The organism is endosymbiont of Galathealinum brachiosum (genome assembly GCA_003349885.1).
In the GTDB taxonomy this organism is placed as follows: Bacteria; Pseudomonadota; Gammaproteobacteria; order SZUA-229; family SZUA-229; genus SZUA-229.
Genome location: QFXC01000008.1, coordinates 143165 through 166244 on the forward strand (window position 1 = coordinate 143165; position 23080 = coordinate 166244).

The 23080-nt window shown below is 36.9% G+C and carries 21 protein-coding genes; 4 read left to right on the forward strand and 17 right to left on the reverse strand.

Annotation, left to right across the window (positions count from 1 at the left end; translation table 11 throughout):
* Position 1: 1 nt before the first annotated feature.
* Both DIZ80_06690 and DIZ80_06695 read left to right on the forward strand, forming a co-directional pair.
* The gene (locus DIZ80_06690; GenBank protein RDH83820.1) at positions 2–937 is read left to right on the forward strand and encodes a U32 family peptidase; all 936 of its coding nucleotides are present in this window, start codon (positions 2–4) and stop codon (positions 935–937) included.
* Positions 934–1818 carry a taurine catabolism dioxygenase TauD gene (locus DIZ80_06695; GenBank protein RDH83821.1) on the forward strand — a complete coding sequence of 295 codons (885 nt, stop codon included), beginning with the start codon at positions 934–936 and terminating at the stop codon, positions 1816–1818. The genes DIZ80_06690 and DIZ80_06695 overlap by 4 nt, the downstream gene beginning before the upstream one ends.
* Positions 1819–1916: 98 nt before the next feature.
* Here the strand turns inward: DIZ80_06695 and DIZ80_06700 are convergent, their stop codons facing one another.
* Entirely contained in the window at positions 1917–2408 is a 492-nt protein-coding gene (locus DIZ80_06700; GenBank protein ID RDH83822.1) for a sterol-binding protein, read from the reverse strand.
* A gap of 112 nt (positions 2409–2520) precedes the next feature.
* Between DIZ80_06700 and DIZ80_06705 the strand changes: the two genes are divergently transcribed.
* Complete coding sequence (locus DIZ80_06705) at positions 2521–3177, forward strand: hypothetical protein (GenBank protein ID RDH83823.1); 657 nt, start codon at positions 2521–2523, stop codon at positions 3175–3177.
* An 87-nt stretch (positions 3178–3264) separates the two neighbouring features.
* Here the strand turns inward: DIZ80_06705 and DIZ80_06710 are convergent, their stop codons facing one another.
* The 7 genes from DIZ80_06710 to DIZ80_06740 form a co-directional block, all read right to left on the reverse strand.
* Positions 3265–4227 (reverse strand): hypothetical protein, encoded by a 963-nt coding sequence (locus tag DIZ80_06710; GenBank protein RDH83824.1) that lies wholly within the window; start codon positions 4225–4227, stop codon positions 3265–3267.
* 98 nt (positions 4228–4325) lie between these two features.
* Positions 4326–4766, reverse strand: a complete 441-nt coding sequence (locus tag DIZ80_06715; GenBank protein ID RDH83825.1) for a hypothetical protein — start codon at positions 4764–4766, stop codon at positions 4326–4328.
* A 78-nt stretch (positions 4767–4844) separates the two neighbouring features.
* Positions 4845–5786 (reverse strand): protein translocase subunit SecF, encoded by a 942-nt coding sequence (gene secF / locus DIZ80_06720; protein ID RDH83826.1) that lies wholly within the window; start codon positions 5784–5786, stop codon positions 4845–4847.
* A gap of 9 nt (positions 5787–5795) precedes the next feature.
* On the reverse strand, positions 5796–7655 hold the full coding sequence (gene secD, locus DIZ80_06725; GenBank protein RDH84117.1) for a protein translocase subunit SecD: 1860 nt from the start codon (positions 7653–7655) through the stop codon (positions 5796–5798).
* A 100-nt stretch (positions 7656–7755) separates the two neighbouring features.
* Positions 7756–8094, reverse strand: coding sequence for a preprotein translocase subunit YajC (yajC, locus tag DIZ80_06730; protein RDH83827.1), 339 nt, complete (start codon positions 8092–8094; stop codon positions 7756–7758).
* Between the two features lie 217 nt (positions 8095–8311).
* Positions 8312–9418, reverse strand: coding sequence for a tRNA guanosine(34) transglycosylase Tgt (locus tag DIZ80_06735; protein ID RDH84118.1), 1107 nt, complete (start codon positions 9416–9418; stop codon positions 8312–8314).
* Positions 9419–9538: 120 nt separating this feature from the next.
* Positions 9539–10576, reverse strand: a complete 1038-nt coding sequence (locus tag DIZ80_06740) for a tRNA preQ1(34) S-adenosylmethionine ribosyltransferase-isomerase QueA (protein ID RDH84119.1) — start codon at positions 10574–10576, stop codon at positions 9539–9541.
* Between the two features lie 259 nt (positions 10577–10835).
* Between DIZ80_06740 and DIZ80_06745 the strand changes: the two genes are divergently transcribed.
* On the forward strand, positions 10836–12026 hold the full coding sequence (locus tag DIZ80_06745) for a hypothetical protein (GenBank protein ID RDH83828.1): 1191 nt from the start codon (positions 10836–10838) through the stop codon (positions 12024–12026).
* 37 nt (positions 12027–12063) lie between these two features.
* Here the strand turns inward: DIZ80_06745 and DIZ80_06750 are convergent, their stop codons facing one another.
* The 9 genes from DIZ80_06750 to icmF form a co-directional block, all read right to left on the reverse strand.
* A complete protein-coding gene (locus DIZ80_06750; GenBank protein ID RDH83829.1) occupies positions 12064–13020 on the reverse strand; it encodes an energy transducer TonB in 957 nt (318 codons plus the stop codon).
* Positions 13020–13532: a biopolymer transporter ExbD gene (locus DIZ80_06755; protein RDH84120.1), complete on the reverse strand. Its 513-nt coding sequence runs from the start codon at positions 13530–13532 to the stop codon at positions 13020–13022. The genes DIZ80_06750 and DIZ80_06755 overlap by 1 nt, the downstream gene beginning before the upstream one ends.
* Positions 13532–14074, reverse strand: a complete 543-nt coding sequence (locus DIZ80_06760) for a biopolymer transporter ExbD (GenBank protein ID RDH83830.1) — start codon at positions 14072–14074, stop codon at positions 13532–13534. Before DIZ80_06760 ends, DIZ80_06755 begins: the two co-directional genes overlap by 1 nt.
* A gap of 51 nt (positions 14075–14125) precedes the next feature.
* Entirely contained in the window at positions 14126–14743 is a 618-nt protein-coding gene (locus DIZ80_06765) for a flagellar motor protein MotA (GenBank protein RDH83831.1), read from the reverse strand.
* Positions 14744–14942: 199 nt separating this feature from the next.
* Positions 14943–15200 carry a hypothetical protein gene (locus DIZ80_06770; GenBank protein ID RDH83832.1) on the reverse strand — a complete coding sequence of 86 codons (258 nt, stop codon included), beginning with the start codon at positions 15198–15200 and terminating at the stop codon, positions 14943–14945.
* Entirely contained in the window at positions 15200–17908 is a 2709-nt protein-coding gene (locus DIZ80_06775) for a protein kinase (GenBank protein ID RDH83833.1), read from the reverse strand. The genes DIZ80_06770 and DIZ80_06775 overlap by 1 nt, the downstream gene beginning before the upstream one ends.
* 11 nt (positions 17909–17919) lie before the next feature.
* A complete protein-coding gene (locus DIZ80_06780; protein ID RDH83834.1) occupies positions 17920–18699 on the reverse strand; it encodes a serine/threonine-protein phosphatase in 780 nt (259 codons plus the stop codon).
* A 33-nt stretch (positions 18700–18732) separates the two neighbouring features.
* Positions 18733–19464 carry a type VI secretion system-associated protein TagF gene (gene tagF, locus DIZ80_06785; protein ID RDH83835.1) on the reverse strand — a complete coding sequence of 244 codons (732 nt, stop codon included), beginning with the start codon at positions 19462–19464 and terminating at the stop codon, positions 18733–18735.
* A 25-nt stretch (positions 19465–19489) separates the two neighbouring features.
* On the reverse strand, positions 19490–23062 hold the full coding sequence (gene icmF / locus DIZ80_06790) for a type VI secretion system membrane subunit TssM (GenBank protein RDH83836.1): 3573 nt from the start codon (positions 23060–23062) through the stop codon (positions 19490–19492).
* Positions 23063–23080: the final 18 nt, after the last annotated feature.

The window sequence follows — 23080 nt, forward strand, 5'->3', positions numbered from 1 at the left end:
TATGAATGCTTCTTCAGTAAAGTTATCACTGGGTCCAATTCAGTACTTCTGGGATAGAGAAACTACAATTAATTTTTATAAACAAATTGCTAATACTAAAATTGATATAGTTTATTTAGGCGAAACCGTCTGTTCTAAACGAAAATTACTTAGACGTGATGACTGGCTTGAGATAGCAGCATTACTTAAATCTGCTGGTAAGGAAGTAATATTATCAAGCATGACATTAATTGAAGCTAATTCAGAACTCTCTGCAGTTAAAACATTATGCTCAAACACAGATTATACTATTGAAGCAAATGACATGTCTGCTGTGCAGTTATTAAAAGGTAAATCATTTGTTACCGGTCCTGCTGTTAATATCTATAACCCTCATAGCTTAAATATGCTTGCTAAATATGGTTTAAAACGATGGGTATTACCCGTTGAATTATCTAAAGACACACTTAAAGATATGCAATTACAAAGACCAGAAAAAATTGAAACAGAAGTTATTGTATATGGCCGTTTGCCTTTAGCATACTCAGCTAGATGTTTTACAGCCCGATCGCATAATCTGCCAAAAGATGACTGCCAACTTCGTTGCCTTGATGATCCTGACGGTTTGTTATTATCAACACAGGAAGATGAGAAGTTTCTCATAATAAATGGCATACAAACTCAGTCAGCTAAAACCAGCAATTTAATTTTAGATATAGATGACCTAATTAATCTAAATGTCGACATTCTTCGGATTAGTCCACCCTCAAGACATACAGAAAAAATTATAGATCTATTTTACAAAACTTTAAACGAATCCTATCCAGCTCAAAAAGCAAACATTGAACTACAGAAACTCATGCCTGCCGGTGGTTACTGCAATGGTTACTGGCATGGAACAAACGGTATGAACTGGCAGGAATCAACAGAGGAATTATCATGTCAGGTAACACAATGAAACTAATAAATAACACTTTTGACCTGGACAATCATCAGGCCTACGAAGACTGGCGTTATGAAAAACTCGATAATTACCCAACACAAGTTGAACAACTCATTGTAGAAGTTAATGATCCTTTAAATTTAACAACAACCGAACGCCAGGCTATTATTAATCTTTATAATAAAACTAACATGGTTGTTTATGTTAGCGATAGTGGAACTAACCCGGATAAACGACTCGCACTATCACTTGCTGATAAATTTGGCTTAAAGAATCTAGATAACAATATGGGTGCAGATGATGACGGTATAACATCTTTACAGGTATCAAATATTAAAGGTCGTGAAAGATATATTCCTTATTCTAATAAAGAAATTCACTGGCATACAGATGGTTACTACAACAAACTTGATAAGCAGATTTACGCTTTAAACCTCCATTGTGTCAGACCTGCAAAATCAGGAGGCGAAAACGCAATAATGGACCATGAGCTCGCATATATAAGATTGCGAGACCAAAATCCAGACTATATAAAAGCGCTAATGGCTTCTGATGTTATGACTATTCCTGCGAATATTAAAGACGGTAAAACAATACGGCCAGACAGAAAAGGTCCTGTTTTTTCTATCTGGGGAGATGGAAACTTACACATGCGTTACACTGCCAGAGCCCATAATGTAATCTGGAAAGATGACTCGATTACGCAAGCGGCAGTACAGGCACTGGATAACTTATTAAAATCAGATGATCCTGCAATCTTTAGAGCGACATTACAACCAGGCTGGGGATTAATTAGTAATAATGTATTGCATGACCGAAGTGGATTTGAAGATGATAAAGAAGCACCTCGATTATTATACAGATTAAGATATTTTGATGCTTTAAGTAAAGGCTAGTTAAATTAAAATACGGGATACTAACGATACTGTTAATTTGACGACTCTCCTGTGAAAGCAGGTATGTCGATGAATTGATTTAAACAGAAATATTATTTCTAACTGAATAATCGTTTATATACTGGCAAGCTTTTAATTAACAGCGATTCAATTTTAGCAAAACTACCCTTTGATTCCAAATCAAGACCATCGAGAAAATTTTTAAGTTCTAGCCCTAATTCAGTATCACCCTGCATTATTAACCTACGTTGAAATACTAACGTATCCGGATCTTGTTGACGTGCTGCAAGTTGTAAAAAGTCGTATATATTCGCCTGTATTTTAATATCATTCTCTTTAGCAGCAGTCATTGAAATTAAACGCGCGCTCTTCAGGCCTACATAATATTCGATATTTAGGTCACTAACAGTAACACAGAGTCTTTTATCTTCCAGAAAATCAAGTTCGCCTTCATTTATCTGGTCTTTTAATAATTTATTTAAAAAAGAGGCAAGAATACGAGAATGTATTGAGGAAGGTAACATCTTAAATGGTAAAGATAATACATTTGGTAAGTCAGGTGCTTTTTCAATATTTGTTGTTAAATTCATAATGGTATATTACTGAAACAATAATGTTTGAATTTTGATAAATATCAATAAATTGATGAAGCACTAAACAACTGATATAGTTGATTTAACGGGGCATTACTAAGAAAATAAGATGAAAAAACAACAAAGCATTATATTAGCTATATCTGCGTTAATTGCAGCAAGTGCCGGTATTTGGATGGGACAACAAAACCCTGACACGCAACTACCCAGAATTAAACCAGCTGCCATTCAGGGCGCTATTTATCCAGCAGCTAAAACAATAAATGACTTTTCACTTGTAAATCAACATTCTGAGAAAATAACAAAAGACAACTTTATTGACCACTGGAGTCTGATTTTTGTTGGTTATACCCATTGCCCTGATATATGCCCGACTACAATGACAGTCATGAATCAGGTAAGTGAATTTATGCAACAACAAAAAATCCAGCCACCTCGTATTGTCTTTTTATCTATAGATCCTCTTCGAGATACATCTGAATCACTGAAATCTTATGTGACTTATTTTAATAAAGACTTTATTGGGCTAACTGGATCAGTTGAAGAGGTTACTAAATTAAGCAAGCAACTTAATGCGGTTTTTAGAAAATCCCCGGGGGCAAGTGGTGAAATTTCGAATGATGACTATTTAATGGATCACAGTTCTGCTCTAATGCTCATTAATCCACAAGGTAATTTACAATCTATCCTCACTGCACCGCATACACCTGGAAATATAATTGAGAGCATTATTAAAAGTCAGGCTTATTATAAGGGAACACATTAAGTTAAATTTCTATTCTTATTTCTATTATGAACATTAGAATAGAAACTTAAGCTTTAGTTATCTTTTAAACTTAACAGCCTATAGCAATTAAAAGCGAACTATCCATGTACCTGTTATGCCATTCGTGCCATCAATTGAACTAGCAAAAGCACTGGCATCTTGTCTTGTTTTAAAACCGTTTACCCGTAACCGATACCAGTTATTACCATTTACAACGGCACTTTCAATGCTCGTTGCATAACCAGCAGCAGCTAAAGATGCCATAACCGGTCTTGCAGATGATTCACTTGCTACCGACATTAAATTAACAGCCCACTGCCCATCAATACTCAACACACCAGCACCAGACTTTAATTCAGTTTCATCTGCCCATTTGGCCAGTTTGGCCTGTGGAACAGGAGCTACAGGTAATGCTGGTGCATTTTTAGGAGCTATAAAAAAGGATAAAGGATCTTCCATCGCAAATTCGGGCTCACCCTGTTTTTTTGCTGTTATTTTACCTTCAATCAGGCATAAGATATCCTTTTCCAGATTAGAACTGCCCCAGATATCTGTACCTCTTATACCTGCGGTTATACTACCAATCCTTACATCCACTTTACGACTACGTTTTTGACCTAGTGCAGAAGTAGTAAATCTGAATGCACCTTTAATTACCTCTAATGCAGCTTCAAATATATCAGTATCTTGCTGAGCAGGAATGAGTGTATCTAAATTTAATTCTGCATTTTCACCTAGTTTTACAAAACTACCTTCATCCATTCTTAATAGCAGTCTGGCACTTGTTCCTGTAGTCAGCTTATCTCCACCTTCTAACTCCATTCCCGGTATAATTGCCAATAACTCTCCATTTCGCTCGAGCCAGGCAGGCATTTGTAATGCTTCTACTCTTCCACCTGCAGCATAAACTGAAGTTGAGAATAAAAAATTAGCGGCTATTAGTAAAACAGTAATAATAGAAAATGATTTGAAAAGTCTTGAGGGATTTAAGTGATAATACTTAATTGCGGATAATTGAGATTTAGAATGTGTGCCATGCTGATACTTCATTTTAGGTCCTTATAATATACTCTGTTCTATGTGAGTCTTATTTTTTTTATAAGTTTAGCCTAAATATCGTAAAAAGCCTGTTTATGTGAACTCTGTCATTATTTTAGTGTATATGAAAGAATTTCAACTACCTGTTCAGGTGATGAACATACAGCTACTGCAGAGGCATCAACCTCTTTTAAAGCATGAGTTAACTCTTCATCATGCAGGGTAATTATTGATTTACCCAGTGCAGCTGCGTAACCCGCATCGAAAGCAGCATTCCATTGTTTATATTGATTACCAAAACGCACAACGACAACATCAGCATCTTCTATATACTTTCTAATACGTATAGAGTTAATTTTTGCTGCTTTGTGATCTTTCCAGAATGCTTCAGTTTCAGAGCCAAGAATTTTTTCACCACAGTCGTCACTCGCTTCATGGTTGGTTACGGGTGATTTAATGTCAACATCAAGACCACAGTCTTTTACACCCTGAGTAATTTTTTCACGCCAGTCACTGTGAATTTCACCGGATAAATAAATTTTGAAACTCATATTTTTTCTCTGTAAGGGCTTAAGGTTTAAAAACTAACACGGTTTGAAATCAGGGCGACATAAAGGTCGCCCTGAACACTATGGCATTTCGTCTACTTCTTCTTCTGTTTCTTTTGCATGCTCAAGGAAATCGTGCTTTTCAACTTTCATCATAACAAGACTGTTACTTGCTACATAAATTGAAGAATATGTACCAACAAACACACCAATAATAAGAGCAAATGCAAAGCCATGAATGACTTCACCGCCCAGCATAAAGAGTGTAACCAGCACGATTAACGTGGTTAAAGACGTCATAACTGTACGTGATAAGGTAGCATTGATAGACATATTTAGTATTTCTATAGCAGTACCTTTTCTTTGTGTTCGAAAAGTTTCACGAATTCGATCGAGAACAACAACCGTATCATTTAATGAATAACCTATTACAGCAAGTATTGCGGCTAATACAGTTAAATCAAATTGCATTTGAACTACAGAGAAAACACCAATGGTTATTATTACGTCATGAATCAAAGCCAATATGGCTGCAAATGCCGATTTCATCTGAAAACGAATACCCACGTAAACCATAATACAGAACAGGGCAATCAGCATAGCAAGTCCACCCTGCTCCCTTAACTCATCACCAACCTGTGGTCCGACAAATTCTATACGACGCATATCAACCTGATCAGTTGATGTGTGTTTTAAAATGTCGAGCACCTCATCAGAGATACTCGCGCTGTTTACGCCATCTCTGGGAGCTATTCGCACCAGAACATCTTTTGATGTACCAAAATGCTGAATCAGAGCATCTGAATATTGACTACTAGCTAATGCATTACGCACTGGCTCGAGTTCAACGGATTGTGAATAACCAACTTCAATTAGATATCCACCCGTAAAATCTATCCCAAGATTAAGACCCCGTGTATATAAACTTGCGATAGATACAATTATTAAAACTAACGAAAACCCAAGTGCTATTGTACGTTTACCCAGGAAATCGATTTTGGTTTTGCCTGTTAAAAAATGCATTTTGATTTCCTATATTGAAATTGATTTCAGGTTGCGCCCACCATAAAACAAATTAACCAGTGCGCGTGTTCCCATAATAGCGGTAAACATTGAAGTTAAAATACCAATTGATAATGTAATAGCAAAACCTTTTACCGGCCCTGTTCCAAGACTAAATAAAACAATAGCGGCTATTAATGTTGTTACATTGGCATCCGCAATAGTACTAAAGGCTTTTTCATAACCTGCATGTATACTTGCCTGAGGCGAGTTACCGAGTCGTAACTCCTCACGGATACGTTCAAATATTAATACATTTGCATCAACGGCCATACCAACGGTCAAAACAATACCGGCTATACCTGGTAGTGTTAATGTCGCCTGCATTAATGACAGTACAGCGGTAATTAAAACTAGATTCGCTGTCAAAGCCACATTAGCAATCAATCCAAAAGAGCGATAATAAACAACCATAAAGACCAGTACCAGACAGAAACCAATCATCACCGAATTAAAGCCCTGTTCAATATTATCCTTACCCAGGCTAGGACCAACTGTTCTCTCTTCAACAATTTCAACGGGTGCTTTTAATGCACCAGCTCTTAATAACAACGCAAGGTCTCTTGCTTCAAAAGATTCAAGCCCTGTAATCTGGAACTGCTTACTGAACTGCCCCTGAATAGTAGCAATATTTATAACTTCTTCTTTATGCGTTCTAACTTTAACTTTTTTACCATCAACCATTTTAGTAACTATTTTATTTTCTATGAAAACAACAGCCATTGGTTTTTTAATATTTTCACGGGTTGTTTCACCCATTTTTTTGGCGCCCTTCCCATCAAGCCTTACACTTACTGCAGGCGAACCTGACTGAGTATCAATTGTTGATGAAGCGCTATTGATTTGATCACCGGTTACAATTACACGGCGCTTAAGTAATACCGGATCACCATTTCGTTCATGATAAAGTTTTGCATTAATGGGGATAGAACCACCATTTTCTGCATCCATCCATTCTAACCTTGTACCTTGAGTTAAACGAAATTCCAGTGTAGCGGTTGCACCTAATATATCTTTTGCTCGTGCAGTATCCTGAACACCCGGTAACTGAACAACAATTCGATTTTCACCCTGTTGCTGTATAACCGGTTCTGCAACACCTAACTCATTAACACGGTTACGTAAGGTTGTTACGTTTTGTTGAATTGCAGATTTACGTTCAGCTCTAAGGGTTTTCTCAGTAATTGTGGCAAAAACTTTTAAATCATCTTCTTTAGATGTGTATTCTAAATCACGAAACTGAGATTTTAGCTTTGATTCACCCTGCTCCATGCCTTCAACATCACGAAACTGTATTGTGATACTGCCATCCGATGCTTTAATGCCCCGATAACGAACTTTTTCTTCTCGTAAATAACTACGCATTTCAGAAGTAATATCAGATTCCATGTTTTTAACAACAGACTCCATATCAACTTCGAGAAGGAAATGAACACCACCGCGTAAATCGAGACCGAGATACATAGGTAGTGCACCTAATGACTGTAACCATTCAGGTGTTGCAGGTGCCAGATTAAGGGCAACTGTGTAATCACTATTTCGACTTATAAAATCGAAGGATTTTACTGTTGATGCGGCAATAAGCTGAGTTTCTACTGAATCGAAACGAATCAGAAGTTTGTTATTCTTTAACTCACTGGATTTTTTCTGAATCGAAGCCTGCGTTAGTAATTCATCCACTTTAAGTTGTGTAGCTTCATCAACTTGCTGATTACGTAGAGAGATTAGTACAGATGGATCTTCGCCATAGAGGTTTGGCATTGCATAAATGCCACCTGATATTAGTACTACTACAAGCAGCAGGTATTTCCAAAATGAATACTGGTTAATCATTCTTATTGCCCAATTTTTAAACTTAGTTATTAATATAGTTATTTTATTTGTGACGAAATATACCGGCTCTCAGGTTGAGACCGGTATATTTTGAGTTTTATTTCTGTTCTTTTATAGTGCCTTTAGGCATGAGTGTGCCGACAGCTGCTTTTTGAACTGTGATATTTACATTGTCACTTATCTCTAAAGTAATATAACCATCAGAAACTTTAGTGATTTTTCCAAGAATACCGCCCTGTGTTAACACTTCATCGCCTTTACTTAAAGCGGTAACCATCGCTTTCTGCTCTTTAGCCCGTTTACTTTGAGGACGAATTAAAAAGAAGTAAAACAGTACCAGTAAACCGATTGGAAAAAGTAAGGCAGTTATCGGGTCGCCCTGTTGTGCCGCAGCTGCGCCACCTTCAGCCAATGCATCTGATATAAAAAAACTCATAAAATTCTCCACCCTTTAAGGGTTATATAATGTGGTTTGTTAATTTTTGCGCGCTATTATGCCATTTTGAAGGCTTAACGTCAGTAGTGATTACACAAGTAACACTCTTTATCGCCTTTATTTGCAAATGCCCTTAGATACAAACAAAACAGGCGCTTACACCTGGCACCTACAACTGCAACCAAATGAGCACTACTACGCAATTTCTCTGTTAATTTTATTCAGCACCATTTTTACGTGCTGCATAGAAGTCTTCTACATAGGTATCAAACCTGTCTTCTTCAATAGCTAATCTTATATCTTTCATTAATTGTTGATAATAATGCAGATTATGGATGGTATTTAACCTTGAGCTGAGGATTTCTTTGCATTTATCCAGATGACGTAAGTAAGCACGACTGTAATTACGGCAGGTATAACAGCTACATTTGTCATCAACAGGTCGAATATCGTCCTTATATTTGGCATTTCTGATTTTTACTATACCAGTTGAGGTATATAAGAATCCGGTTCGAGCGTTACGTGTCGGCATAACACAATCAAACATATCAACACCACGGCGAACCGATTCAATAATATCTTCTGGCGTACCAACCCCCATTAGATAACGCGGGTGATCCTGTGGCAATAAAGGTGTGGTAACTTCTAATACTTTATTTCGCTCATCTTTTGGTTCACCAACCGAGAGACCACCAATTGCATATCCATCAAAGCCGATATTTACTAGTGCATTAGCTGATTGTTCACGTAAATTTTCATGCATACCACCCTGTACTATCGCAAACAGCGCTGATTCATTACCCTCATGGGCTTTTTTACTTCTATCAGCCCATCGTAAAGACAGTTCCATAGAATCCTTAGCTTCCTTCTCTGTGGCAGGATACGGGGTACACTCATCAAAAATCATTACAATATCTGAACCAAGATCACGTTGAACATGCATCGAGCTTTCAGGAGTAAGCGTAACTTTCTTTCCATCAACAGGTGAATTAAACGTGACGCCTTCTTCGGTGATCTTGCGTAGTTTTGCCAGGCTAAAGACCTGAAAACCACCTGAATCAGTTAAAATAGGTTTATCCCAGTGCATAAAATCATGGAGATCACCGTGCTTTTTAATAATTTCTGTGCCAGGACGTAACATCAGGTGAAAGGTGTTGCCCAGTATGATCTCTGCACCGAGCTCTTTTAGCTCTTCAGGTGTCATGGCTTTCACCGTGCCATATGTTCCAACAGGCATAAAAGCCGGAGTTTCAATCGTACCCCGTGGAAATGAAATCTGGCCTCGCCTTGGACCACTTGAACCTTTGATTAATTTGAATTGCATCAATGACATAGATCAACTTCTTAATGTTGTTTAACCTGATAGTAAATAAATTTTTTATGGAGCCTTAAGTCAAAGCGGACACCCTGTGAGGTTTTTTACCTCGGACTTACGATTTATGACTTATGACTGCTTTTCCAGAAACATAGCATCACCATAACTGAAAAAACGATACTTCTGTTCTACAGCATGCTGGTATGCTTTCATCATAGTTTGGTGACCTGAAAATGCACTAACTAGCATCAATAGTGTGGACTGAGGTAAATGAAAGTTGGTAATCATTGCATCAACCACTTTGAATTCACATCCAGGATATATAAATATCTGGCTATCCCCATGGAATTCCTTTAATTCACCTTGCATAGCCGCTGATTCAAGACTTCTAACAGCCGTTGTACCAACAGCAATAACACGACCACCCTTAACTTTCGTCTCGTGTATTTGGTCAACTACTGTTTGTTCTACATCTATATACTCAGCATGCATATGATGATCTTTTATATTATCAACCCTCACAGGCTGAAAAGTGCCAGCACCAACATGCAAAGTAACAAAAGCAGAGTTAATACCTTTCTCTTTAATTTTTTCGAGCATTAACTGATCAAAATGCAAACCCGCTGTAGGTGCAGCAACCGCACCAGCATGTTTGGCATATACCGTCTGATATCGTTGCTGATCTGCTTGCTCGTCTTCTCGTTCAATATAAGGTGGTAAAGGCATGTGACCAAATTCATCAAGCAAATCTAACACACCTGTATCTTGCTCCCGAGCCGCATCTTTAAAACGTAGCTTAAACAGGTCGCCTACTCGTTCAAGCATCGTTGCCTCTATGCCCTGTTCCAGTATCAATCGAGCACCGGTTTTTGGGGATTTGCTTGCTTTAACATGTGCTAACAAATGATGCTCATCAAGAACACGCTCTACCAGAACCTCAACCTTGCCACCGGTTTCTTTCAAACCGTGTAAACGCGCAGGTATGACCTTTGTATTATTAAAAACAAGCAGATCATTCGGCGTTAATAAATCCAGTAAATCTGGGAAATGCAAATCAGCTATTTTATCATCACGAAGATGCAATAACCGACTAGCAGTTCTGTCTTGCAATGGGTATTGAGCTATTAGCTCTTGAGGTAAATGAAAATCAAAATCAGCAGTTCGCATGGCGCGGGAGTCTAACATAATCTTAAAGTGCTGGAAAACCAACAGAAACACACAAACCGCATTAGGAAGCCTAACAAAGTGTTTAAAAGAACAATTCAGGCTAAACATTAAATAAATCAGGACTTATACTGAAAAATCACGCAATTAATCGAAAATTTGCTTTTAAACAGAATATTTTCATATTTCAACTAGAATTACATAATACCACTGGAATTACTGGAATGAGATAAGCACTTATTCCAGTTACATTACAAGAATTATGAAAACTAACAAAATTAAACCTGTTCTATTCGTAGGCTTAATATCAATTTTAATATTAATGGCTGCTTCAATTAGAAGCAGTCTGGAACACATGTCTGATTATAATAAAAAGACCAGTTCCCTAATCACGCAGAACAATCTGAAAACTCAATATTATCTAGCTCTGCAAACTTCCATATACCATCGACATATAAGCATCAGAAACCTCTACCTACTCAAAGATGAGTTTGATCAGGATGATGAAATTATGCGTTTCAGGTCTTATGCTACAGACTTTATTAAAGCCAGAGATCAGCTCCTGTTATTAAATTTAAGCAAAGGAGAAATAAAAGGATTAGATAAACTTCTAGAATTAGTTAAAGCGATACAACCAGAACATGAAAAAATACTGGAATCAATAAAATCAGGTGAGCCAAAAACTAAAATACTGAGTATTCTTGAAAAAAGAATCCATCTACAGGATAAAATTGTTGAGAGTATAGAGCAAATTATTCACGCTCAGAAAATAGAAAGTCAAAATATTATTAACAACATAAAACATGAATACCGCAATACTAAAAACACAATTTATTTAATCTACCTCGCCAGTTTTTTATTGGTCGTGGTAATCTCTTATCTTGTATTAAGGAAAACTCAAAAATTAGAAGACCGGTTAATCAAGGCTAATAAAAATCTTGAACAACTGGCAACAAAAGATAGCCTGACTGGGCTATATAATCGACGACAGTTTAATCATGAGATTGAATCCGACTGGTTGCATTGCTCAAGGGGAAACACACCTCTTTCAGTTATTATGATCGACGTGGATAATTTCAAACAATACAACGATGCATTCGGACATGTTAGAGGCGATAACGTATTACGCAAAATTGGCATGAAATTAGGAAAAGTAGTTCAACGTGAAACAGATATTGTTGCACGATATGGAGGTGAAGAATTTGTCGCTGTCCTACCATCAACTTCACAGGAATACGCTGCAGAAATAGCATATAAAATACTACAAAGTGTACGTGATTTAAATATTAAACATGTATCTGAAAATGAGATAGTGACAGTAAGCATTGGATTAGCAACTAAAATACCCAATCATAATACTGAATACATGAGTATTGTTGAATCTGCTGATGAAGCACTTTATCAGGCGAAAGAAATGGGACGCAATCAGATTTATATTAAAAAAGATAACTAGATCTTTATACTTAGACTAATTTGTAGAGAACCTTCAGTTATGATGGTAGAAATTCAATTGGATAAGTAACAGTAACCTGCTCCACTTTCTTTGCACCAAATTTAAACAGTTTAATACGACTTAACAGGCGTTTTTCAAGTTTTGCATCTTTAAGCTCACTTGAAATGATTTTCACTTTAGTCACATTACCAGCTGGAGCGATAGTAATTGCGAGTACAATCTTACCTTTTAAACTCGGATTCTTACGTCTTGCACGGTTATAGATAGAATATAATTTGCTTTTATTCTGGTCAAATACAATCGTAATCTCTTCTTCAGCTCTAACACCACCCGTTCTGGATTTTCGCTTACGACTGGCATTTTTAGATTTATCCAGTGAACCCGAAGATAGCAAAGATTGCTTAACCTGCGTGATTTCCTGACTTGACAGCTTAGTACTGCCAATACGTGTTGCATATTTACTGGACTTAACACCACCACTTCCTTTACTGGTATCAGCCGTTAAAAGAGCTTTATTAACTGCAGTTGCTTTAGTAGCAGAGGAAGAGCTTGATTTAACCTTGCCACCTACCATTGCACTTACATCAGAAGTATCCATCAGATCTGCTAGCTCATTACCCAATGCTAATAAACCAGAATCAGCTGCTTTATCACGTGCTTTCTTTTGTATTTTTGTTAACGGCTTTTTATCTACCTTTTTTTTAGGTAGTTTTTTTACTTTAGGCTTAACTATTGGCTTCGGCTTGGGTTTTGGCTTTGGCTTTACTACTTTAGGCTTAGGTTTTTCTTTTTTCTCAAGAATAAAATTTGCAATACGTTCTGGTACAACTGCTTTTGCTTCACGATCGGGTTCGGGAACATCAATTATTGACATCGTTACTGCGAATAGCAGTGAAATCACTATTGTGACAACTACAATTAGCTTAAAACGAGAATCACTTCTACTTTCTGGATGCCAGCTTAATGCTAGTTGATCGTAGTAAATAGCAGTCACTAGCTATTTTCTCCAGAAGCAGGTTTTTGCATAGCTGCAAACGCAATTTTTGTGTAATTTGCTTCACGACAGGTTGCCAGAATTTTTCTTAATAACTCATACGGAATATTTTCATCTCCCATAATAGTTACCGCTTTACCTTGAATCTTGCCATCTGGAGTTTTTACAACCCTGGATTTTGAAGCCTGGAATTCAAGTTCTTTTTCAAGACCCTTTATTAACGGAGATGCATCTCTCATTACATTATTTAGTATTGCAACTTCTCTACCCTGAACAAGAATACTTCTTTGAGTTACTGATATGATAAGCGTTTCTTTTGGTGCTTTAGTAGCCGTAGAAGTAGGTAAATTTATATCTTTTTTCTTTGGAAGCTGATGCACATTGGAAGAACTAACCAGAAGAAAAAATACAAGGATAGTAAATATATCCATTAATGAAACAAGATTTAAAACCGGCGTTTTACGACGAGCATGATGACGCTCCATTCTTTTTGCACGTTTCGACTTATCCATCATTTTGTTGGCACTCCATTCACTGGAGAATTTTCAACGGGAGCACTAACCAACAGTTCAGGTGCATCACCTATTGAAACATTAGGGAATAATTCGACAGTAACAACTTCAACTATCTGTACCACGTCTGCATAACGAACACGATCCATCACTTTAATTAATGTTTTATAATTAATTTTAGGTTCCAATAATAACGTAATACTCTGCTCTTCAGGAAACCGCGCTTTTATTTCTACCAGTATATCGGTAAACATTTTCCAGTTTGTTTTACCATCAGTTCGAGCCAGGTATTTAATACGACCAAGGTTAGCATCTCTAATTTCAAAACTGTCTTTACGAACAACAAGTTCAAGTTGCAGCTTAATCTTCTCTTCCTGTTTGGCTACAGAATTTTTAGAGGGCAAATTAAGTTCGAGCACAGTTACTCGCGAAAACACTGCTGTAATCAAAAGAAATGGAATCAGGATAACCATTAAATTTAAAAATGCAGTGATGTTTAATTCAACATCCTGATGTTTATGTTTACGCCTGACCAGCTTCATGTATAAGCGCTCTTAAATGTTTTTGAATACATTATGTTAAGGTATTAAAGACTAGTCTTTAGCAATCAGGTTCAAACACTTAACAGCGGCCATTTCAATATTATCCACCAGACGAGCAGTTTTGGTCACCAGATATGAATGTATTAATATGAGAGGTATTGCTGCAACCAGGCCGAATGCTGTGGTATTCATAGCGACAGAAATACTGGCCGATAATAGATCAGCTTTCTCAGCAGGATCAGCAGAAGCAACCGCTGTAAACGCATCAATAAGACCTATGATAGTGCCTAGAAGACCAAGTAGAGTCGCTATATTTGCATAGGTTGCAAGATAATGAGTTCTTTCCTCAAGTTCAGGCATAACCTCCATCATGCCTTCCTCCATCGCTGATTCAATACTCTGACGAGGTGAATTAGTATGTTTACGAGCAAAGCCATAATTTAACATAGTTGCCAATGGCGTTTTAACTGTTTCAGTTAATTTCATTGCACGGGCATAATCTTCAGCTTTGAGCATTGGAACTAACTGATCCCATACTTTTTTAGTCTTGCTCTGAGTTTTAACTATATAAAGAAATCGCTCAATAGCGATAGCAAGGCCGATAGCTAAAACAACCAAGATGATATACATAAATGCACCACCGTCTTGAAAAAAGCCTACAAATGCCATGAGAATCCCCTTTAAAATAAATTTTTAACAATTCTATAGCTTTTTATAGAATCGGCATACTAATAAATAAACATAACATTAAGTTTGTTATGTTTTTGAGTTGTACATTCAACTTTGCGTATCTAAATAGATATAAGTAGTTAATCTATTTTGTTTAAAGCTCAAGCATAAATAATAATCTGTAATTATTGAATACTTTTTACTCATCGATATCACTATTTTTGAAGAAAGCGATAGTCTTCATAAAAACAGACGATTCTTCTGAAGTATCATCATGTGACTCAACATCTGAATCTAAACCAGATGATTCAGTTTTACGACCATTAAATTCTTCGTCTATTTTATCAATTATAAGTTTACGTCTGGAACGATATTCATCCAGACGAATATGATTCTGATAATAATCTTTAGACAGGTCTCTTAGTTTTGTAGAGTAGCTTATATCACTCATAACCATTACCTCAATTCCCTCAACACTCTAAACCCTGTTTGTACATCAGCCGAACCATTATGTGCATAAGTTGTTGTGATCTCACAATTTTCCATTGTCTGCTCAAATGACCCACCTACAGCAACCAGCTTACGACCTTTATCATAAACCCACTCCTGTACATTTCCTACATAATTGACCAGTCCCCAGCTATTTTGCTTACCGATATTAGTACGCACAAGCTTTCCGCCTTTGTTTATACCACGAGTACTTAATTTACAGTTTCTATTTGCATCAAGTTGTTTGCGCCTGGATTTTGCTGCATATACCCACTCATTTTTAGTCGGTAAACGATATTTTTGACCTGTTTGCTTACTTAACCACTTAAAATAAGACTTAACAATATTGAAAGTCTGGTTAGAAGCCGGCAATTTATCATCTGCCGATTTCAAGGTTTTACAGCTGGATGACCTGCTACAAAACTTATTAAGCTCCTTAATTGAAACTTCATATTTACCAATTGCGAAAGTTTTTAATTTACTGTTGCCGGGTATAACAACAAGCACTGGACCATTTCCCGCTTCTTTTGTTTTATCTTTGCAAATCGCTCGTTTACCACGAGCACCCAGTCCAGCAAGAGATTTATCACAGGGATCTCGAGACTGTATCTGTATCGCAGCTAATACTTTATTAGATTTAAATATACGTAAACTATGTTTTTTTGCTTCACGTGCACGTTCAGGAAATGCTTTTCCTGTTTGTTTAATGCAAGCAGCTAAAGAATTAACAAGATTATTTTTAAGCCCACTATAACGATTACTATCAAGATCCCTTAATTTATTAATTGCTGTTTCAAAATTACGCATATTTAAACGTCCCTGACATTTCAACTGCGTATTTACATTATTCAAAGCCACATCAAACAACTGTACATTTTTTTGTTTTGTCGTTAGTTTATTCTTAATTTTTTGTTGTTTTTTCTGGTTCGCAAGCATATTAGCCTGTTCTTTTTTAGCCTGTGCAGCCTGCCTGTTTTTATTTCGCTGTATAGCTGAGGCTATATCTTTTAATTTCAGATCAAGCGTATCATTATTATCTGTGTAACGTTTCGCATTCGTTATCAAATGTTTTGCCTTACTATACTTATATGCTTTGATTGCTGAATCAATTTCTTTCAAATACAAGTTATAAGCAAAAATCTGTTGATCATTAACCCACGGATCTTCTCCTTTTGTTAAAACCTGTAAATCCTTAATATCCTTCCAGGTCGAATCTTCCCATGGATCAGTAAAGGTAGGGTTTTCTAACAACTCCGCTAAATCTTCCTTATAAAAATCAATTTTGATTTTTAGCTCAAGCTCATTACGTATATCAAATTCCGAATACGGATCCACCGTTTTTTCCTGAACAAACAGAAAATAAGCGGTAATAACAACAGATAGCAAAAGCGCAAATACTGTCGCCATTTTATTAGTCGACTTAATTTTAGGTGAAATAGCCTCAAGAAATTTTTCAACTGAACCTATTCTGTCTTCACGCTTAAATGAAATTGCTTTTTCTATCGCATTCCATTGATACTTTTTTATATTGGTTATTCGTTTAGGTTTTAATTTCTGCCTGGCCGCTTCATCAGCAGGAACCTTATTGTATGGGTGCACTCCGGTAAATAATTCATATGCCACACAACCAAGTGCATATATATCATCACGGATATCAGGCTCTTCACCTTCCAGCATTTCAAGGCTTGCATACGCTGGTGTTAAAGCACCAAGATTACCCGCGTCAAATACGGTTTTATCTTCCGGATTATCATCAAGATGTTCTACTTTTGATACCGCGCGTGCTATACCAAAATCAAATACCTTAGCAATCCCTCTTTTTGTTACAAACACATTTCCGGGTTTAAAATCTGAATGGATAATTTTTTCAGCATGTGCATGCGATAAAGCTGAAGACATACCTTTAATTATTGTCCAGGCATCATCCGTTGGAAGACCCGTTGATTTATACTGTCTAATCAACTGATCAAGCGGTTGACCATCCATAAACTCCATCGTCATAAAAACCGTGTCACCATCACGGTCAAAATCGAAAACATTCACAATATTGGGGTGCGCTATACGTTGCGATTTTCTTGATTCACGCTGCAGGGAAATAAAAGCTTCAGGATGAGATTTAAACTCTTCACTCAATACTTTTATAGCAACATATGGGTCTCGATCCTGAGCTTCAACTTTTAACAGATCTTTTGCTTTATATACGATACCCATTCCGCCTGCACCTAAAACACTTTCAAGTACAAAACGTTCTTTTAATATACCGTGCTCACCTACTTCAACAGAAGACGCAAGAAATTGACCGGTTGATAACGCTGAATCAAAACCATTCGAGTTATCATCTGATGGGGGTGTAACTCTTGTTTTATCTTCAGGTATTGATACATGAGGATTAAACTGAGTAACATCAGATGTTACCGCCGGTTTTTTAGCTGATGCAACTCTAGTCTTATCATCTAAAACTTCAGAATTTACTTTTGGAGTAGCTATACGAGTTTTATCATCTGCATGCACATTTTGCTGAGGTTTTCTTGATGGTGCAATTCTTGTTTTATCAGCACCTGTATTTTCAGACATATTTTTCTTTGCAGCAGATGCAATACGTGTCTTATCATCAGATTGTGTATTATTTGATGCAGGTATTTTTATTTTTGTTTTATCTGAGTCTTTATCACTCATATTAATTCACACTATTCCTGCAGTATTACTTGAGTTGAGTATGCAGCATCCGGTTCACCCTTAACCAGTATCACAGACACATTATCATTGGCTCCATTATCAAGAGCCTGTTTAATTAAACTATCAACAGCATCCTGTAATGGTAATGTAGACAAAGTATTGCTTATATCATCTTTAGAAACCATATTGTAAAGCCCATCACTACACAGTAAAAATGTATCGCCCAACTGAACGCTAAAAACATTAATATCTATATATACTTCCGGGCTTGCACCAATGGCGCGTGTTATTACATTAGAATCAGGATGATATTCAGCTTCTTCTGGTGTAATAAAACCCTGCTGAACCAGTTCTTCAACCTGACTATGGTCACGTGATAACTGTATGAAGTTATTATTACGAAAACGATAGAGACGAGAGTCACCTGCCCATAAACAAATACCAACATGTCCCTTAATAGCAAGCGTAACAATAGTACTGCCTAATGTACGTCCATCAAGCATAATATCTGCATATTCAAGGATACGGTGATTAACATCGATTAAACTATCTTCGACACTATCTACGAACTCATTTAAAGATGACTTGTTTGTAATCTCTGTAAGAGATTTAACAATCATATTGCTGGCAACATTACCTGCCTCATATCCACCCATACCATCGGCAACTGCCCATAGCTGAATATCAGGCAACGATATAATCGAATCCTCATTAACTTCTCTGACCATGCCCACATTAGTGTCCTGCGCTGAATTCCAGCGAATGGGGCGTCTGATCGTTGTATCACTCATAAATCAGTTTCCAGATAAACCAGGAATCTCTACTTAGAGATTCCCCTGTTGAATATTATAGGGTATTTTCCAGTCACGTTGTTGCCATTGACCATCTAACATTGAGGCAATACCCGATATAGGCGGCAAACCCTGACAGGTAAATAACATCGGACTAATTAATTGAGAACCCGATGTTTGCCATAAGCTAAAACTTGACAAACTAGACGTTAAAGCTGCATTTAATATATAAGGCAATGCTACATTCATCTGATCTTCTGTAGAATTCAAACCAAATAACATCGGCCCCATTTCACCCAAATTAAATGTTGGCTGATAATTTTCAGAAACTGGTAGCTCAAGGTTATTTACTTCTGCGATTAAAATATCCGCATCTATACTTCCGTCTAAAGCCGATAAGCAATGAGTTTCAATGGCATCAAACCAGTGAGCATGATCGAGCATAAATTTAACAGGTGTAATACTCGAATTAACTGGCTTCACAATACTAATGGGAAAATAACGTCCTACCCTGTCTACACTAGGCATCATTAAACCTGCCCACATATTATTATCTATAACACCAGGTGATAATACAAAGCGCCAGATTGGACTGGTTAAGTAGATATCTAACCAGTCATCGCCCATTTGCTCCTGTGATCCAGATATAAAATGTTGCAACCATTCATCCCAGGGAGTAATAAATGATGTATTTAAATTACGAAAAATAAAATCACCATAAGCAGGCAACTTACCATATAGACCTGTTTGTAATTCAGCATTCATAACGAATAAATCTCTAAACCAGCAATTAAATAGATGATGGGCATCTAAATGAGCCCAACAGGTTCTGACTAAAAGGATTATTTACGCTTTTAGCTTTAATCAAATATTTAATATTATGTTTTATTTTAGTAATTTTATTTTTTCCTTTATTCTTATTATCAACCAGTTCTGTTACAGAATATGTCACAAGATACACATTAGATTTCTTTGTTTTCTTTAACTTAGATCTATCCTGCAACTTAAACCATGCCCACGGACCATCATATGCTCTCTCATGACGATCTTCATCCAGGTCTTCAAATACAATACGTACTCGTTTATTTTCATCTTCACCAGACCAGTGTAAATCTTTCCAGAATTTTGGACCATGATTATATGTAATACGCTGATCACCAACCTCTAACAGAAAACGGGCATCTATCTTATCCATTCGATATGGCTTTAACTGGAATGAGATACCCGGTATTTCCGGGTTTTTTCTAAAGAAAACATTTTTAATTGTCTGTGCACGTCGCACCTGTTTAAGCGTGGCAGCACTTAACCCGAGTGAGTGATTATCAACAACACGGTTACGCCAGCCTTTACGTGTATTAATAAAAGGTTTTATTAAATCGACATAAAATTTATCCATTGTTCCGCCAGGTTTAAAGAACTCACTAAAATCAAACAGGGCGAGCTCATCACTTGATGAACGCTTAAGCGGGTAACGGCCAACGAGCGCTTGTGAGTACTGACTGTACACCTGATTCTTCCATTCACTATTTACATATTGATGTGCTGAAGACAGTATAATCTTCCATGTTTCATCTGAAATGGATATCAACCAACGCTTAACCGGTTCTGGTGTTTTCTTGGAAAAGCTTCTCAAACTAGTAATAGCATTACCTGCACCACTTAAATAACGTGCTTTGGCAATTTGATAGGCCTTTTTATTCGGATCAGGTGACACGGAAATTTCACCGAGAAAATCCTGTAACTGTTGTACTTTTTGAACAATAGAAGAAATAGGTGCCGGTTTCTTACCACTTTCTCTTAACAGCACATTCATATCTCTAAATTGCTGATCAACCTTTGTACCTTTAAACTTATTTGCCATAAAACCAGTTACTGAACCAGCTTTGCCTTTTCCATGATCATCATTTAAATTCTGCATGAGCTGGCTGGATAACTGAGTATTGTTTCCACTAACCTGCAGTATTGAAAGCAATGGTGAATAAACTGGATCTGTAAAACTGGCAAGCACTTCCCCAGCCTGTTTTATACTTGTAAATTTAGCAATTTTCAGACTATCAAATACTTTTTTCCAGTGTGAAATATAATCAGCCATATACAGGCCTTTAACTCTTTCACTAATTTCATCAAGGTCATCTTTAACAAAATCAACACGTGCATTTTCATCATCTGATAATACCCATCGTTCATTTACAATATCAGCAATAACGGGTGAATCTGTCGACAGGTCAATATTTTCATAACCTTCTTTGGTAAACATGTAAGGAACTAACAACGTTCTCTCAACAGCTGGTGAAATTGTGTATGCATCACGCACAGCTTCACCAAACATATTCAATACATCAATTTTCTGATTAAACTCAGGCTTGGTTCTAATTCGACTATAAATTCGCTTATGCACAGGCACACGTAATAAAGTATTACGAGTTTGACTCACTACTCGAGCATTCAGTTGCGTTGGTTTTAATTCAAGATTTAATAGTGCTTTTAAGTGCAATTCCAGCTCTTTACGCTTAGATGCTTCACCCTGCATGTTTTGAGTCCAGTCTGTTACGAACCAGTCTGAAATCAACTGTTTGTCCATATACTGAATTTTATTGAACATTAAATATGTTCTAAAACTATTATATAAATCCCCACCCTGATGACCTTTTTGAATTTGCTTTTCAAGGTAGTTAATTATCCTTGGCAAAAAGAGTTCCCTTAACTGAGCCTCATATGCATTGTTTGCGGATGTATCCACATTACCATCATAAAGCCCCATACCAGATAACCAGGGGTGTTCATCCTGATCATAAACAATACTCGCTTTAGCCAGTGCGTTTAATGTAGGCAATACAACCCTTAAATCTTTATTCCATAAACTAAGACGTTTATTCTCAGCATTAAACTCGGCAATATACGATTCAACTTCAGACATAAACATATTATGTCGAGTTACACTTCCAGCCCATACGGTTAATAGACCGATAGTGACAACCGCTATGGATGCATAAGCTGTACGTTGCGCCCATTTTATTAATACTTCATATTTACGATTTGAACCTACGAGCTCAGATTCAGGAAAAATAACTTCACGAAACAAATTACCAAGGAAAAAACTTTTCCCCTGTGCCTGTTGTAACTGGACATTTTCACGACCAAATCCGAAGTTTGAAGAAACAGAAGACATCATTCGATCGATAGGTGTGCCGTCCTGTGTACCACTGGTAAAATAGATTCCTCGTAGATATGGCTGAAACTGAAATCTATTTTTAACAAAAGTCTGCTTAACAAAACTATCAATAACAGATTTAAGATTTTCCATTTGTTGTGGAAAACCCTGAATAGCTGCACGACGTTTAACATCACGCTCTGAGTGAATACGTGACAATTCTCGAGAGTATAATCTTTCAAGTAATTTATTATACTCTGCATCAAGATAGTCAAAATCAGGACTTTGAGATGGCTTTGGTGCATTGGGCAGTGAAACACCCCACACCTGCTCTCTTTCTTCTTTACCTAGATCTTCAAAATATTCAGTAAACCCGGATGCCAGATCAGCTTTGGTAAACATGAGATAAATTGGGAAACGTATCTCAAGCTTTTCCATTAACTCATCAATTCGAGTTCGAATCGTTTTAGCATGTTGAATACGCTCTTCTTCAGTTTGTAGAAGCAGATCATGAATACTAATTGCAATAATTGCACCGTTAATTGGACGTCTGCGTCTGTTCCTTTTAAGCAACTGTAAAAAACCTTCCCAGGCACTACTATCAACTACTTTATGACTATCCTGTGTTGTATAACGTCCTGCTGTATCAATAAGAACAGCTTCATTAGTAAACCACCAGTCACAATTACGCGTACCGCCTATTCCCTGAAGAGCGCCTTTACCAAACTGTTCTGCAAGTGGAAAATCAAGACTTGAATGAACAAGCGCGGTCGTTTTACCTGAACCAGGGGGGCCTATAATAATATACCAGGGTAGTTCATAGAGCGCTTTTTTACTTCCCTTACCACTGAATTTTAATTTCTTTAGTGTCGACAACGCATCTGAAAAACGTTGATTCATCTGTTGCATTTCTTCAGATGTCTGATCAGATGAGCCATCAAGTACCAACGACTCCTGATTGCTTTCTAAATCACCTACAAGCTCTTCATTCTGTTTTTTATTCATCATCTGAATACGTAAATTATTCAGACCCCAGATAACTACCAGAACAATAATAGCGACTAAACGTGAAACCGTGCTACCTAATGGGGCAGAGTTATCATCACCAAACTTTATCATCGGCCCGATAAACCAGACAATAATAGAAAGTGCAATTAACCCGATAAGAGAAATGACAATTTTATTTTTAAAAAACTCAGCAATTTTTTTCATAGATTATTTAACTGTTAT

Excerpts from the sequence above, each read along its gene's own strand:
- DIZ80_06690 (RDH83820.1), top strand. The coding sequence starts at position 2 with ATGAATGCTTCTTCAGTAAAGTTATCACTGGGTCCAATTCAGTACTTC.
- DIZ80_06695 (RDH83821.1), top strand. The coding sequence starts at position 934 with ATGAAACTAATAAATAACACTTTTGACCTGGACAATCATCAGGCCTAC.
- DIZ80_06700 (RDH83822.1), bottom strand. The coding sequence starts at position 2,408 with ATGAATTTAACAACAAATATTGAAAAAGCACCTGACTTACCAAATGTA.
- DIZ80_06705 (RDH83823.1), top strand. The coding sequence starts at position 2,521 with ATGAAAAAACAACAAAGCATTATATTAGCTATATCTGCGTTAATTGCA.
- DIZ80_06710 (RDH83824.1), bottom strand. The coding sequence starts at position 4,227 with ATGAAGTATCAGCATGGCACACATTCTAAATCTCAATTATCCGCAATT.
- DIZ80_06715 (RDH83825.1), bottom strand. The coding sequence starts at position 4,766 with ATGAGTTTCAAAATTTATTTATCCGGTGAAATTCACAGTGACTGGCGT.
- secF (RDH83826.1), bottom strand. The coding sequence starts at position 5,786 with ATGCATTTTTTAACAGGCAAAACCAAAATCGATTTCCTGGGTAAACGT.
- yajC (RDH83827.1), bottom strand. The coding sequence starts at position 8,094 with ATGAGTTTTTTTATATCAGATGCATTGGCTGAAGGTGGCGCAGCTGCG.
- DIZ80_06735 (RDH84118.1), bottom strand. The coding sequence starts at position 9,418 with ATGCAATTCAAATTAATCAAAGGTTCAAGTGGTCCAAGGCGAGGCCAG.
- DIZ80_06740 (RDH84119.1), bottom strand. The coding sequence starts at position 10,576 with ATGCGAACTGCTGATTTTGATTTTCATTTACCTCAAGAGCTAATAGCT.
- DIZ80_06745 (RDH83828.1), top strand. The coding sequence starts at position 10,836 with ATGAAAACTAACAAAATTAAACCTGTTCTATTCGTAGGCTTAATATCA.
- DIZ80_06755 (RDH84120.1), bottom strand. The coding sequence starts at position 13,532 with ATGGATAAGTCGAAACGTGCAAAAAGAATGGAGCGTCATCATGCTCGT.
- DIZ80_06760 (RDH83830.1), bottom strand. The coding sequence starts at position 14,074 with ATGAAGCTGGTCAGGCGTAAACATAAACATCAGGATGTTGAATTAAAC.
- DIZ80_06765 (RDH83831.1), bottom strand. The coding sequence starts at position 14,743 with ATGGCATTTGTAGGCTTTTTTCAAGACGGTGGTGCATTTATGTATATC.
- DIZ80_06770 (RDH83832.1), bottom strand. The coding sequence starts at position 15,200 with ATGGTTATGAGTGATATAAGCTACTCTACAAAACTAAGAGACCTGTCT.
- DIZ80_06775 (RDH83833.1), bottom strand. The coding sequence starts at position 17,908 with ATGAGTGATAAAGACTCAGATAAAACAAAAATAAAAATACCTGCATCA.
- DIZ80_06780 (RDH83834.1), bottom strand. The coding sequence starts at position 18,699 with ATGAGTGATACAACGATCAGACGCCCCATTCGCTGGAATTCAGCGCAG.
- tagF (RDH83835.1), bottom strand. The coding sequence starts at position 19,464 with ATGAATGCTGAATTACAAACAGGTCTATATGGTAAGTTGCCTGCTTAT.
- icmF (RDH83836.1), bottom strand. The coding sequence starts at position 23,062 with ATGAAAAAAATTGCTGAGTTTTTTAAAAATAAAATTGTCATTTCTCTT.